At 63.5% G+C, this 14,856-nt stretch carries 8 protein-coding genes; 1 reads left to right on the top strand and 7 read right to left on the bottom strand.

The genetic code is table 11. The features are described from left to right. Nucleotides 1-64: 64 nt before the first annotated feature. Entirely contained in the window at nucleotides 65-445 is a 381-nt protein-coding gene (locus AC4BGE_RS15775; RefSeq protein WP_490575882.1) for a hypothetical protein, read from the top strand. Here AC4BGE_RS15775 and dpdD read toward each other — a convergent pair. Genes dpdD through dpdF form a run of 7 tightly spaced genes read right to left on the bottom strand, consistent with a single transcriptional unit; the run spans nucleotide 410 to nucleotide 14,856 of the window. Next, on the bottom strand, nucleotides 410-2,575 hold the full coding sequence (gene dpdD / locus AC4BGE_RS15770; protein WP_490575881.1) for a protein DpdD: 2,166 nt from the start codon (nucleotides 2,573-2,575) through the stop codon (nucleotides 410-412). The genes AC4BGE_RS15775 and dpdD overlap by 36 nt on opposite strands. Beyond that, nucleotides 2,562-3,089, bottom strand: coding sequence for a phospholipase D-like domain-containing protein DpdK (gene dpdK / locus AC4BGE_RS15765; RefSeq protein ID WP_490575880.1), 528 nt, complete (start codon nucleotides 3,087-3,089; stop codon nucleotides 2,562-2,564). Before dpdK ends, dpdD begins: the two co-directional genes overlap by 14 nt. Beyond that, nucleotides 3,086-7,582 (bottom strand): protein DpdJ, encoded by a 4,497-nt coding sequence (gene dpdJ / locus AC4BGE_RS15760; RefSeq protein WP_490575879.1) that lies wholly within the window; start codon nucleotides 7,580-7,582, stop codon nucleotides 3,086-3,088. The genes dpdK and dpdJ overlap by 4 nt, the downstream gene beginning before the upstream one ends. Next, nucleotides 7,579-8,289 (bottom strand): hypothetical protein, encoded by a 711-nt coding sequence (locus AC4BGE_RS15755; protein WP_490575878.1) that lies wholly within the window; start codon nucleotides 8,287-8,289, stop codon nucleotides 7,579-7,581. The genes dpdJ and AC4BGE_RS15755 overlap by 4 nt, the downstream gene beginning before the upstream one ends. Beyond that, nucleotides 8,286-11,342 carry a protein DpdH gene (dpdH, locus tag AC4BGE_RS15750; protein ID WP_490575877.1) on the bottom strand — a complete coding sequence of 1,019 codons (3,057 nt, stop codon included), beginning with the start codon at nucleotides 11,340-11,342 and terminating at the stop codon, nucleotides 8,286-8,288. Before dpdH ends, AC4BGE_RS15755 begins: the two co-directional genes overlap by 4 nt. Further along, nucleotides 11,339-12,259 (bottom strand): protein DpdG, encoded by a 921-nt coding sequence (gene dpdG / locus AC4BGE_RS15745; RefSeq protein ID WP_490575876.1) that lies wholly within the window; start codon nucleotides 12,257-12,259, stop codon nucleotides 11,339-11,341. Before dpdG ends, dpdH begins: the two co-directional genes overlap by 4 nt. Continuing rightward, nucleotides 12,259-14,856 (bottom strand): protein DpdF, encoded by a 2,598-nt coding sequence (dpdF, locus tag AC4BGE_RS15740; RefSeq protein WP_490575875.1) that lies wholly within the window; start codon nucleotides 14,854-14,856, stop codon nucleotides 12,259-12,261. The genes dpdG and dpdF overlap by 1 nt, the downstream gene beginning before the upstream one ends.

The raw sequence follows: 14,856 nt of genomic DNA, 5'->3' as shown, positions 1-14,856 counted from the left end.
GCGTCCAGGCTTGTTGGTCGTCGACCTGGCGTATCGAGGAGGTACCAATCACGTGGAGGCATGGATGCTGATCCTGCTGGCTTTGCCGGTCATCATCATCGTCGCAGCGGTTCACCGTTACCTCGCGCTCTACGCGCCGACCAACTGGCTAGTGCGCCACGTCCGGGCTCGGGAGCCCCGCTGGCCGACCGTTGCTTGGGTTGCAGTCATCGCGATTTGCCTGTTGCTGGCCGCGGACGCACTGGCGGCCGCCGTCGCACGCGGCGCCCCCGGTTGGCTCAACCTGGTCCTGCTGGTCGTCGCCTGGGATGCCATCAAACTGTGCGTGTTTGCGGCTTTGACGATGGGCCGCGCTTGGATCCTGACGACGAAGCGAGCCTGGCACCGCACCCGTCGCTGGCAAGCAACGTCAGCCCTCGCCAAGTTCGCGCAGGATGGCAGATGAACCTCGCGAGTTGACTTGGATGATTGGTCGGCTTCCGCGGTGATCCTTGATGAAGTTTGTCGCTGCATGCTTCGCCGATGCCGCGACCATCACGAACACGTCGGCGTTCGAACTGAGTGCAGCCAACTGCTGACTGCCGTCATGCTCAGAGGTCGTCCGCACATCGATGCCTGGAATCAGCCGCCGAAGGACCTGGGCGGCACGGGTAGTCGCGGACTCGGTGAGCGAGTAGAGCACAACGACGGAACCTTCAAGATGGCGGTAAGGCGCGGCCGGGTCCGCACCTGAAGCCTCGATCTCGAAGTCGTCCGGCAGGCTGGTTGCTAGCTCGTCTGCGACCAACCGCAGTCCCTCGATATCAGCGAGACTGAGGCTGGAGCGCACAGGCCTCAGCACTTCCAGCGCGCCGTAGAACAGTCGGGTCTTGGCATCGAGGGCGACCGCTTGTGGGCTGGCGGTTGCGGCCTGGAGCACATCAACGGTCCAGTTCGCAGTGACCGCCGAGGTGCCGGCCCGAATGATGTCCTCGGTCCACGCGAGGGAGGAGGTCAGGGTCTTTGGACTGGGACCGGCGGCTGCCATGTACTCCAGGAGCGCGACCGTCTGCAGGCGGATGCCCGCAGTGTTCCTCTCGCTGACGGCGAAGCCCGCAAGGACCCGCTCACAAAGCTCGGCCCCATCTGGGCCCGCGAACAGCGTCGAATGGGCTGCCATGAACGCGCCGCCGTGGTCTCCGAGTCGAGCAAGCGACTCTTCATCTAGTGAGGCCAGGCGGTTGGCAACCGTCGCACGGTCGAGCGGGGTCCAGTCGATGCTGACGGTGTAATCAGCGCCCAGGCCCGCAGCGTCGTTCGTTTGGAGGGCGTCGAACCAGCCGAGCCACCCGAGGTTCCGCTGCGGGGTGAGGAAGTGTGCGAGCCATTCCAAATCGGCTCGGACGACGACGTCGTCTTCGCCGGACTCGGCCTCAAGTCCGGAAGCTTCGACGAAGGCGGCGACTTCAGCCGCAAGTCTCGGTTCCGCGAGTTCCCGAATGCACCCGAGCAGTAGGGCAGCTGTGCTCATTGATGGAGTCTCGGCCAGACCGGCGACGATCGCGGCAGCGAACTCGCCTTCCTCGATGAGTCGGTGGAGTTCGTCGGTAGGTCTGACGTCCCGCGACGCCGTCGCGTCTGTCTGGAGCGCCTGAGCAGTCTCGGCTGCAGTCGGGACAAGCAGTCGGAGGGAGTCTGCCAACGCCGTCGAAACCTCTTGAGCTTCATCGGCTAGTCGCTCAAGCGTCGAGGTCTGCGCTCCTCGCAGTTTCGCGAGCATGAACTCCACTACGAGCGCGGGCCGGCTTCCTGAGGTTTCTCCCGTTGTGAGCGTTCGTAGGCCCGTTGGGATCTGGTCGGCAGCCGCGATCAGCGCCGCTCCCTCGCCGGACGTGTCGGCGGACTCCAGGTAACGCTCGTAGATGGCATTCTGAAGAAGTCGAGTGATCCCGAGCGGGCGACGCAGTTGGAGGACGTGCTCTAGGTCCTGGTCCGCGAAGATCGAGGCCACGTCGCCAAGCCCGGCGTGTACGCGCAAACGGAGGAACGCGAGGTTCGAGTGGTCGAGATCGGCGAAGGCTTCGAGTTCACGCAGGCATGCAAGGGCGATTCGTCGATCCTGAGCACCGATTGCGTGGCCCAGGTCGTCGAGCACCTCGACCGTGGTTCGAGGGGCGTCGAACTCAGAGCGGGGACGCTTCCACACCAACTTGGAGAGAACCAGGAGTGCTTGGCGTACCTCGTCGCGAGCCGTCCCGTTGCCGCGAGGCAGCACCTCAAAGCGAAGCGGCGGCACGGCTTTCGCGGCCAGCGCCGTGTCAAACGGATCCTGCGGGTACAGCCGTCCTCGGCTCCTTGGTAGGTCACTGAACGTTGGCCCTACCCAGGCGTCTAGGAGCGTGAGCAGTTCCTTCTGCTCTCGCTTCGTGGGAGCGAACCCGTACCAGTACAGGTTGCCCTTGGTTGACCTCGGCAGAAACGCGATCTGCCCGCGTCGAATGGCGTCTCGCCAGATTTCGATCGATGTCTCGTGTTCCGGTCGCAGGCGAGCGGGCTTGATGTCGTTGCCCGGGCCAAAGAAGTCATCGTCCTGCATGACCGGCACCTTCGTAGAGAGCGTTGTAAGCGATCCGTGTCTCCGCGATGGCGTGGGGATCGCGCGTCAACGTCACGCCTTCTGAGTTGACGGCCTGTCCGAAGTAGGTGAAGTTCATCGAGCCTTGAAGATGGAATCGGTCGCCCAGGATGCCCTTGTCGTGGAGTTTGGGATGGATTCGTACCGCCGGCTTGGCGCCTAGACCGCCGACGTTTTCGAGTCGCTGCCGCGCAACAATGTTGCTCTCGACGTCGCGAGTCAGGACGCGGACGTCGCTCCCACGACGAGCCAGTTCGATCAAGACCTCGGTCAGGCGAATCCATCGTGACGGCAGGCCTGGCAGCACGGTCTTGAACTGACCGGCCGTGTTGTCGACGACGTCAATATCGGAGATCCAAGGAGACAGGACCCACAACTGCCCAGAAGGGACCAGGAGTTCTGTGACCAGCAGGTTCTGCATGAGGTCATTGAGAACCCGCGTCTGCCCACGGCCCCCAGTCGTAATCCGTCTCATGCCGACACCTCGGCCAGTTCGAGGGCGACGACGACGTCGCCGTTCGCCCGGTGGTCGATCTCCACCACCCGCGGATAGACATTGAGGTATTCGGTCACTACTGGCTCGACGCTGACGTCCACGAGCAGATCCGCAAGCTCGCCGGCCTCATCGGGGGTGGCTAGGACCTGCGCCGACCCCGTACTCGCCAGGGCCTCCCGGACGCGTACACGGAAGTCGCCGGTGAGGGGGAGCGGGGGATCGCCCACGGCAGCGAGAGACCGCAGCACGTCGGGCGCCGCGGACAGGTTCTCGGCAAACGGATTCCACGCGTTCAGTTGTTCAGATCGGAGCTGCCAGCCGCGCGGCCACAGCATGCTTTGGACCGCATCCATTCGCTGGCGCTCGCCGCCCCCACCTGCGAGGACCAGGCCAGGATCCAAGTCGGCGCGTTTGCGCATCAGATACGCCCAGGTGCGAGGGGGAATCTCGACACCGAGTCGCCGCTCTTCTGCCTTCCACTCGGTCGTCACAGTCGACAACGCCCTGTCCGTTGCTGAAGACGATCCTGGCCGCAGAACGCGACTCGCGAGCGATGAGACGACCGACTGTTCGGCGCCGTAGATGCCTGATTGGCGAAGGCCATCCCGGATCCGCCCGAGCGCCTCGACGCGTGTTGCCTGATCAGGCGCAGTCCGAAAGTCGTTGACGAGGCCAGACCATGTTGCATCGGTTGTCGTCAGATTGATCACCCGCTGCAGATGGGTGTCGACGAGTTCGTACGTGCTGGGCTGTGTAGCTCGGAGGATGAGTCGAAGGAGTCGTCGAGGATCGGGGCGGACGCGCGCTGCGAGAGCTTCTACGAATCCACCGCCGCCGATCGAGGATTCCGATAGCCAGATCTCTCCGGCCCGTCGTCCGCCGTCGGCGTCATATCCGGGCTCGATGTCAACGATGACACTTTCAGGATCGTGCTCCGGGCAGATCTGTCTGGCCGCAGCTAGCGTCGCGTGTCCAAGCGTCGAAAGCGTCCGTTCGCGGATCCACCTATTGAATGCTGTGGGCTCAGGGGACCAGTACTGCGGTGTCAGGGCGTCGAGACGGGACGCGATAGCCGGGTTCTTGAGTGCCTCCTTGAGTCGGGCGCCCATTCGTGACAGCACCGCGGACTCTGACTCGATCACACTCGACGCCCGGAACATGGCGTCGAGGGTCTCGTCGAGTTTGTCGTCGAAGGAGTCGTGGATCGATGCGTAGGCCTCCGCCAGTGTGCTCTGGTCACGTACTGCCGTAGTGAGCAGCATGGCCTCGAGGCACTGGTGCAGCCAGTCGATCCGGAAGCTGTTCAGGAAGCTCAGCAACTCATCGTCATTGAGCAGGACGTGCTTGAACCAGGCACTGCGCAGTCCGGGCATGAGGTCGGACGGAATGGCGATGTCCGCCGGCAGGTCGACTCGGATGCGCAATCCGTCCACGTCAAAGGTCGAGCCCAACGCTGCGGGTTGGCCATGAAGAGCGAAGCGAGATCGCACCCGCTGCTCACTGCCGTCCTCGAGGTTCAGGGTGGCATCAGCACTCACGGCCGCACGGTGGACGTTGACGTGAGCGTTCTGAGCATGCAGGAAGAAGCGGGCGTCCTTGATCAGGCGCCCGACAGGGTCCGCGCTCGGGACACGGATGATCAGGCCGGTGCCCGTTTCGATGAACTGCGACCGCCATTGCATCGTGGCGTTTGACGAGTCCTTCACTGCCTTCGGTGGCAGTTCGAGCAGGACCTGATCGGGACGAACCACCGTGGTGGTCATCGGAGTGCCGTCCACGTCGATGGTGCAAGGCTCCTCGATCCCAAACAGGGGCAGGAGCGTTGTGAGTTCCAGTACCGGTTCAGCTACGCCGATCGGAACGGGAATCCAGTGGCGGTGCTCGAGATTCCTTGTCGCGAATCGGCGTGAAACTCGGCCCGGTGCGTACTCGCGGAGCATCTGGCCGAGACCCATCGCCTGGAGTTCGCGGTCGGTGTCCCGATCCGACTGGGGCGGAATGCTTACGAACGTCTCGGGCAAAGCGAGTTCGCTGAAGAGGTTCATCGGGAAGAAGTCGGGCAGGGGATTGCCTCCCATGAGATCGCGACACTCGTGGACTCCGGAGGCATCAGCCACGCCCCAGTTGTGCTCGAGGCGGCGACGCAACGTCGGGATTGCCTGGAGCAAGAGTGGCCTCGGCGGATGCCACAAGACCTCGTTGGCCTCTGAGTCGGACAGGCCGAGTGCGTTCTGCACCCACGTGCGCAGGCTTCGCTGGCGGTCCGGATCGCGGAGGGCTTCGTTCAGGATCTCAACGGCATTGAGTTGAGTCTCGCGGCCCGGCTTGGCGAAGCTGTCGGCGGGCTTCTTGCCGAGGGCAGTCCACGCGACTGTCGTTCTCGGGACCCCCCGCTGACGAAGCTGCGTTGTCAGCCAGTCGATCATCGCGATGCTTGCTTGCATGCGTAGTACGGCTCGGTTGCGGATCGGCAGCACGAGATCAGGCAACACGGGGTCAAACAGTGTGTCCCACGACTCGTATGTCGCGCGGTCGCGGCCGTAGTCGGACAGCACGACTGCGGTGTAGGGGCGCATGGTTCGCTTGCGTCCTGCTCGCCCCTTTCGCTGTAGGAAGGCAGCGACTCCTCGAGGTGCCTTGTGCTGGATGACCACACCGACGTCGGGGTCGTCAAAGCCGACCTCGAGAGACGCGGTTGCAACGATCAGTTGGCTGTCGGCCATAACGCCTGCGTCCTGAGAAGTGGTTCGGCTCACCCGAAGTCCATCGCCGATGGTCGCGAACTTGTGGCCGATCGCAGTAGGTAGATCCCACAGTTGGCCGGCACGACGCTGTTGCGTGACATTCCCTCCATTGGAGTTCGAACGCAATGACGCGAGAGGAGGTTTGAACGACTTCGTCCTTCCGGAGGCGTAACGCTGCCCTTCGGCGTCGAGGAGGTATGAGAACAGGCGGTTCGTGACATCGAGATCGTCTGTGAAGACGAAGGCCTTCGTTCCGTAGACACCGGAGGAGATCCTGCTCGTCGGCTCATCCTGAGTTCGTGGGAGCAGCATCGAGGCCTGGATGGTGGAGGACAGCACCGAGGCGCCGCTGGTGGGATCGCTACGGAGCGCGAGTAGGTACTCGGCACCCTCGTACTCCAGTTCTTCGGCCTCTGGCGTGATGCTGGTGACCAGTTCGTCGTCGACTCCGGTCAGGTCGGCCATGTGACGGATCGGATTGGACAGCGTCGCAGACAGGCCGACGAAGGCGATGGGAGCTTGGATACTGTGATGCCACCGTCGGAGGACCATCGCTGCTTGCGCGCCCGTGGTTCCGTCATAGGTGTGGATCTCGTCCAGAAGCATGATTCGCGGCTTCTTGTCCGCTGGCTGGTCCACTCCGAGTGTCGGACGCAGATAGAGGTCAGACAGGCCTCGATTGAGCATTTCGGTGGTGACGAAGAGCAGATCGGGTGGTGACGTCTGCATCCGTCGTCGGGTTAGGACCAGTTGATCGTCGCCGAATGATCGCTGACAGTTTCCGCAGACCAAGCGCTCGATGTCGCGCGCGATATCGGCATCGAGCCACACCAACTCGCCGCCGCAAGGGGCGAAGCCGTCACCAGGGCATCGCATTTGCGGCGAGGCCATTCCTTGTGGGCGCCGCTGCCAACCCAGGTAGGGCGACTTCACGTCACGGGCCTGTCTGGGCGTGCTGGCGTAGAGCGCTCCGACGGTCATCGACCTGCCGTGGAGGTGCTTCCATACCGTGTCGAGGCGACACGCGTGCGCGAACGCGGTGTCTAGTTGGTCCTTGAGAAGCTCCTTTCGGGGATAGACCGCGAGGGCGCGTGTCCAAGCTGAGGTGTCGTTGATTCCAGCCAGGTAACTGAACGCTGGGAGGTAGAAGGCGTTCGTCTTTCCGCTTCCTGTGCCTGCGCTTACCACCGTGGCTGTTGTCGTCTGGCTCTGCAGCGAAGTCAAGATCTGCCTAGTGGCGCGGACCTGGAATCCGCCGAGGAGGTCGTGCCCCCCGTCCCGCCTAGTCATGACCTCAAGGACGTGGCGGTAAGTGGAGGTGGGGTCGTCGACCCCATCCAGGGCCGAGGTCCAAGCATGATCGCGCTTCGGGTAGAAGCGGGGCCGCCGTGCGTACCGGAAGTCGGAGATCAGGTTGGTACCCGATTGCCAAGTCTGGCCTGGGAAGGTCTGGCGCAGCCGTGCCAGCAGACGGATGGTCTCGCCATTGCGGGTACGCCAACGGGCAGGTGACGAACTGGAGTCGTGGACCAGCAGCGACCGCATGGTCATCGCCTCGATGATGTCGTCGGCGCTCAGGTCCCACTCCTGGCTTGCGGTGAGTTCTTCGCTGATCACCGTACGGAGTTCGTCTGTGCTGAAGCCTCCATCGACGACGCCCCAGCACAGCAACGGATCCTCGAGTGACTCAAGTCGGTCAAGGATTCGGGTCAGCAGGGTGGGGTTCATCGCAGCCTCACTTGGAAACGATCGACGATGCCGAGAGAGTGGAGCTTTTCGAGGCGTTCCGGGGTGAACCAGGTCAGGGGGACACCCGACGAATCCTGAGATCTGACGATGCCCTCAGCGATATCTGCGTCAACGACGTCTCCGATTTGTTCGCCGCAGCGGTTGATCGCTTCGATGGCGCCTCGATACCTCTGCACCGCACCGCGGTCCGGGATCACCTTGCTCGTGACTGCGAGCAGGTGGGCGCGCGCAGTCTCCAGCGCACTGCGAATGTTCTCGACGTCGACCCCCCCGTGCGCCAGTGCGTCGATGAGATCGGCGTTGACCGCCGGCAGGGGCTGACTTACATGCGCCTGCCACGTGCTTGTGACGAGAGCGCGAAGTTCCTTGGCGTACTTCTCGGCCGAGCGGACCCGCTCGATGGCAAGGTCGATACTCTCGTCTATGCCGAGCGCAGGCACCTCGGCCGCCAGGGCACGGAGACTCTCGGCTACCTGGGCGGCGTCCTGTTCACGGCCCGCTGACAGTTCGACATCAAGTTCTGCAAGTTCACTCAGCGCGACGTTTAGTGCAGGCAACTCCGTCAGGGGCGGGGTGAGGCGTGCACTGAGATCTGCAAATTGTCCTGTCCGGACCTTGACGCGGTGCTCGTCGTTGGCGACGTCTGCGTAGGCGCGCAGATCCTGGATGGTGCTTCGCAGGGTCATGCGAGCGCCTCCGCTTCGGATGCATCCTTGGCTACTGGGCTTGAGATCGCGTCGGCCATGGTCGTGAGAGCGGTGACCAGTTGGTCGCGTGCTTCAGCGTATTCGCGCTGCACGTCAGAGGGACGGCCGTTGCCAAGGCTGTGCTCAAGCAAGCGAACCGTCTGACTCGCCAACCGCGTCCATGCACTCACTCGCCGTGCGGGCTCATCCCAGTCGCCGTTCAGGAGGTGCAGTTTCTCGTCTCGCGTGAGTTGACTCCAGCGACTCAGCTCAGCAACTGCGGCCTCGACCTTCCGTTGGTCACTGGGCTTGACGGACTTGGCGGCAGCCTGGAGGTCGGCGGGGTTGATCCCACCTGGCAGCGCGCCGGCGGCGGCGCGCTCGTTGACGAGGACGAGAAGCTCCGAGGCGACCTCGGGGAGTTCACCTCCAAGGTCGGAAAGATCGGGAAGTAGGTTCGAAGCCTCCGCGTGCAAGGGGTCAAGAGAGGCCAGTCGGGCCTCGATGGTCGCGACCGAGGACCTGATCAGGTCGGGCGTCGACTCCGGCCAAGGCGCGCCCACCGCCCCGCTCCGGATAACACGCGCTAGTTTGCTGAGCTCCAGGGCAAGGGGCTTGCCAGAGCCCTGGCTGTAGGAAGCGTGACGCAGCAATCGCTGCTGCAGTTGGTCGCGGCTGACTCGAGTCAGACTATTGCCGCTGCCGGCACCGTCCACCAGGAAGCCGTGAAGGGACCGCAGACCAGGCCTCGACTCGAGATCTGTTCGTGCTGGGACTGGGGCGAATAGGGCACGAATCCGGCTTGCGGTGTCTGGCTTAAACGCATCAGCGATCCCGAGCGCTCGCGCCATGCTGAGCAGCACTTCCACGAGCCGGGCTAGTTCAGTGTCGTCGCTGGGGTGCTGCGGCGGGAGAAGTGCTGCGCCCACGCGGACTGCCCATCGGTCGATGGCAGTCTCCGTGAGCCTCTGCAGACGCTCTCCGTCCGGCACTTCTGCCCAGTTGCTCTTGTGGTTAGCCCAGGCGAGTGCCCGGAGAGCGCGCATGTCGTCTGGATTCGATCGGTCCATTGGCAAGACCGCGCCAGCGATCTTCCCTTGGTTGAACTCGACCATCTTCGCCTCGAACCCTGGCGCGAGGGCCCTATCGTTGCCCCACAGACTGTCGCCGCCGTATCCATCGTCGAACGCGAGTCGCTGTCGAACAGCCTGGAAGACGGTGTTTCGAAGGTCGTTTATCTCGCCCTGCAGGATGTTGCCAGTTGCGAGCCAGCCATCGACGGCCTTGACGAGCGCCGGATCCGCAGCGACTGGTTGCGGTGTCGGGGTGGGAGCCGGTGACGGCGCAGTGGGGCTAGGTGGACTGCGCCTTATGATCGGCTGCTGCGGATCGTCGAGTCCGGTGATGGGCGTAACGCCAAACGCTTCATGAATCGCCGGCGCGAGGTTCTCCGCACCCCTCCCGGAACCCCAAAATCGGACGAGTCGAATGCGACGTTCGGAAATTTCCTCCTCGCCGGGTGACCGCAGTTTGAACTGGTCCTCGATGTTCGCCAGACGGTCGCTTGCACCGGTCCGGAAGTCATTGGCAAAGCCCTCGCTCGGGAACCGACCATTGTCGATCTCAGCCTGGTCCCGATGCAGGACCGGTCGAAGGACGCGGGTCAGCACGTCGCGAGCTACGAAACTTCCGTCGGTGGATTGGCTCTTGATGGCGCGGTCCAGAGCGGCGGAATTGAACGGGAAGAGGCCGTAGCCGTCAACCTGTCCGAACGACGCGTGGCACTCTGCGTTCACAGGGCACTGTTCGCAGGCGTTGGTCAGTTCATCCCCGCGCGCATGTGCAGTTTCGAGTTCGGTTGTGCCGACGCGAACGGCGTTGAGGTACCGACTGGCGAACCCGGTCGGTTGGAATGACACATCGATCCCGTCGGGTAGATCGAGGTCGAAGACTCGATACGTCCGCGTGTAGACCGTTTCCGGCATCTGATTGACGAAGTATCCGGTGGTCACAGCCATGACGACTCGCATCGGACACAGCCTCTGCGCCTCGGTGGAGATGAGAGTGATGGCATCAATCAGCCCGCCCTGGATGCCTTGGAAGATCGAGAAGTCCTCGATGAGCACCAGTAGTTCGAGGCCTTGCTTGTCCATCTCGACCCGAACGTCTGTGAGGATCTTCTTGAGATCGTCGCCGCCCACACCGAAGACTTCGCTCACGGACGGACCGAGCTGCTCGTTGATCATTCGCGCGGCGAGTTCGCGGAAGGAGAGCTCGCTCGTTAGCGCGCCGGCGACCTCACGAGCGGCCTGACCGGCCCGGTTCACATCGTCCACGGAGAGGTTCAGATCGGCGGCGGTGAAGCCGAATGCGTCCTCCTTGTCCTCGTCACCCTTGCCGGACAACTTTTCACGTACAAGGCGGGCGATAGGTCCGTTCTGGTCGAGTAGTCGGCTTCGGAAGACGTCGTCGCCGAAGAGAGCCGGAAGACCAACGGGGGAAGCGAGATACGAGCGGAGCTCGATCTCCTCGGGCGATCCGTCGGTGCGGTGCCCGCGCGTCTCGATGTTCACCGCCAGAGCGTTGCGCAGTTTCAACTGCGCGGTCTTTTCATCCGCGGCGGCATCGACCGCGGTCGATACCTTTGCCCGGAGTTCGTCGGCCCGCTCGCCGCTGGCGTGCTCAAGGATCAGTTCGAGGATTCCACGGAGCGACATCCGGTGCTTGGGAACGAAGATCAGGCGGGTTGACTCTTTCGTTTCCAGATGAGCACGCAGCCACCGGACGAGGTGGGACTTACCTGTTCCAGACCTGCCGAGAATGGGAATGATTGGCTGGTCGGCGGGCTGCTCCTGGACCGCACGGAGCAAGGCTCGTTCGTCAACCACGGCGCCGCCGCGGGCGTTGTCGACCTGGTCACGCTGGGTGATCGGGATGGTGCTGTGTGTGGCCAGGAAGACGGCGTCGGACGTGCTTTCCGCCTCAACCGGGATGACGGCAGAAGCCTCATGTGCGTTCCAGCAGGCCGCTGGGAGGGTGCCACGCCAGCTCACTTCTTTCCTCCAGCCTTCACGATGGCGTGCGTTTGGCGCGCGGTGTCGAATCTGGACAGGCGGATGCCCTGTGCGTCTGGGAGTGTTTCGAATCCGATGCGACCGCGCTCCTCGAGAATGCGCAGTGCCTGCCCGACTGAACTGTCCGCGCAGTCGGCGTTGATGCCTGGGTCTGGGTCGGCGCCTAGGAGGGATACGAGTCCCGAACGCATGGACCCGCCATGGAGGACAGGAAGCGCCTGTCCAATTCGCCCCAAGAGTTCGTGGATCGAGAGACGGTTCGGTGGCACGGTTCGCAGTATGTCGTCCACCGCGGCAACCGGTAGCGGAACGACGCCGGTCCGGTCTTTCATGACCGACGGGGTCGCCAAACCGAGCGCAACGATCCACCGGGACGCCGCCACCCATCGGGTGTCGTTGACGATGGCCCACGATTCACGATTGGTTGTGCCGAACTGTTGAGCCTGGAGGGTCTGCAGGTTCTCGGTCCAGGACAGCGGTTGGCCCAGCGCGTCCTGAGCCATCACCCAGGTCAGGGCTCGATTGAGGTCACGTGCACCACTCGTGTGGCCGTCGCCGAGTTGCGTTGCCCAAACATCGCCATCCCGACCGAGGTCGAAGACGCGGGATTGGAGGAGTCGACGAAACTCCGGAGCGGAGAATGGAGACTTTGGGGTCGAGACCTCGGCGCTCAACTGAAGCGTTCCGTCGGGATTCGTTACCAGCACGTTGATCGCCCGCAGCGAGGAGATTGTGTTCTTCATTCCGCCGGCGGCCTCCGCGCCCGGGTTCAAACCCTCCGGTTTGAAGGCGGCGACCAGGTCATCCTCGGTCCATGTACGCCGAGCATCGAGGAGGTAGTTGACGATGGCACGGCCGAGGCCAGGCAGTGTGCGCGGCGGGTTGAGTACTGCCATCACAAACTCCTAAGGAAGTACGAGAGCGTCCAATGCGGGAAGCGAATGCTCTTCACGAGCTGGCCGAGATACTGGGGGTCCGGCGTTCCTTCCGGAAGCACGACAATCCGAAGGGAGCCAGTCTGTCCGGCGAGCCAACTCAACTGTGGTGGATCGGTCGGGTCCAAAAGGACCAACGTGGGGATCGGGAACGGCCGCGGTGGACCCGCCACGATCGGATCAATGGCTACGAGTCCTTCGGGTGCAGAGCGGCCGGCGTCAACTACCGCGGGCAAGCCGACCAGACTCGCAGAAGCCAAGATTCCGCGGATGCCGTGTGTCACGGACTTTGTGACGAGTTCGGCAAGGTGGATCCGCAAATCGCCCTCGGGATAAGTCACGACCAGTGTCTTGCCACTCGTGGCCATCGCCCCAAGCGTGGGGCTTACCGCGCGCTGCAATTGGGGGAGGGATGCCTCCTGCACGACCGGGCGCGCAGCCCGCAAGGTCGGCTCATGAATATGCGCGGTGGCGGGGCAACCCGAGCACGCGGGCGCGACGACCTGATGAGCGCGCATCACGCCGGCATTTTCGTACGCATACTCCTCGCTCAGGATTGCGCCCCAGCATTCATCCAACCCGAACATCCGCTCGATACGGTCGCGAGAGTCGGATTCCGAATCACGTATCTCGCGTCGAACTCTATCGATCGCCTCGAGGACCGTCGTTTCGTCGACATTCGCAATACCCGGGCGGATGCGGACGGTCGCAAACTTCACGTAAGCGGACCAGGCAGCATCGACGCGCTGCTGCCAGTCAGCCTCAGGTTCGTCCTCAATGCGTTCCAGGGCCGGCGGGGGAGTGTCGACAATGTCGAGCACCCCGGCCCGCTGCAGCAGGACCAGAGTGTTGCGATTCCAGAGTTGATTGCTGTCAGAGGCGTAGCGGAGCCAGGACGGGACGGTGCTGGTATCCACGACAAGTTCACGGCGCGACGGGTCGTCTGAGACGCGGGCTGAACGCATCGCGTCCCAGCGACCCCAGCTCTTCTTGTCACCAAGAACGGTGGCGTTTTCGACGACGCGCCCCTCCCGGGCATCGGTGGTGCTCGGGATCCAGACCGAAACGGCTGCGTGACCGTCGCGGCCACCGCGCCCGACTTCTTGATAGAAGCGGTCAACTGATGCGGGAACGCAGGCATGGATGACAGAACGAACGTCGCTCTGGTCCACACCAAGGCCGAAGGCGCTAGTCCCCACGACGACATCGACGGACGTCGGGCCGGCATCGCCCGACCATGCTCGCAGGATCTCGAGCCTGTCGTCGACGCCCACATCCCCGTGGAAGACCGTCGTGCGGCCGAATCCCGCCTCTCGGAGTCGATCCGCGACGGTGTCGGCCGTCTCCTTCTTGGTCGTGTAAACGATCGCCGGTCGCGGAAGGTGATGGAGCGCTTCGACTACTCGGTCGAGACGCGATTCGTTGGAGGTGGGGGGTGCGAACAGGTAGCGAATCTCGGTGCGTAGGTAGGTCGAACCTACGAATAGTGAAGTGCCTGTTCCTGCGAACAGTTCGTCGTTCAGCACCAGGCTCTGTCGGGAGAGCGTCGCTGTCAGCAGTTCGACATGAGGCGGTGCTACGCCCTGCGCTCGGGCGACCTCCCGCAGTTCGGCGATCAGGGAGGCGACGACTTGGAACTCGGGTCGGAAGCTCAGGCCCCAGGTACGGACGAGGTGCGCCTCGTCGATCACGACGTAGCTCAGTTCGCCCCGGGCAGCAAGATGCCGGAGTGTCCGTGCCAGGCCGGTGACTAGGGCCTCGGGCGAAGTGAAAAGCACCCTTTGCGTCCCCTCGCGCAGGCGCTGCTTGATCGCCTCTTTTTCAGTCTGCGCGCGATCGCCGTAGTAGGCCAACTCTCGAGGGAGGCGCTGGTCTGGGAACCGCTGATGAAGCTGGCGCTCCTGGTCCAGGGCAAGCGCAATGGTCGGGACCACGACGACTGTTACGCCCGTACGGCTGAGTAGCCCGGGGGCGATCCCCACCAGGGACTTTCCTGTCCCGGTTGGTAGGACCACGTGGAGTGTGTCGCCTGCAGGTGCAAGGGCCGCTGCCCGGACGGCGCTTGCCTGGCTGCGCGAACGGTAGCTATCGAGGCCCGCTATAGCAGCCACAGACGGGTCGATCGGCACCGCCATGTCGTGTCGGACAGACGTGGACACCACGCCTCGCGGACCCTCGAAAGGATCGGGGCTGGTGCAGGCCAAGTCGATCCAGCGCACGTCGCCGCGGAGCCAGTCGGGCACCCAGTCTGCTCCAAGGCTGATGTGGTGCTCGTGCAGGCCGAACTTGGTTACCTCAAGGTTTGCGCGGCGAAGGGTTTCAACCGGAATGCCTCTCTCGTTGAGACCAAGGACCACGAAGCTATTGGCCTGACCTGTAGTCCCTCGGCGGTGACGCAGCACCTGTCCCAGGAGCGCCGCAACATCACCCGCGATCTCCGCCCCCGGCACCTCCGAGAACCACGCATCTATCAGTCGGCGGTGCGGTCCAGTCAGCTGGTCGCGGTCGGCTGTGGCGCCAGCCAGGTGGGCTGTCGCAAGGTTCCACTGGTCAGTCAT

The organism is Nocardioides sp. Z50_6 (genome assembly GCF_058215755.1).
Note: the sequence above shows the minus strand (reverse complement) of the source record. Positions and strands in the feature narration are given on the sequence as shown.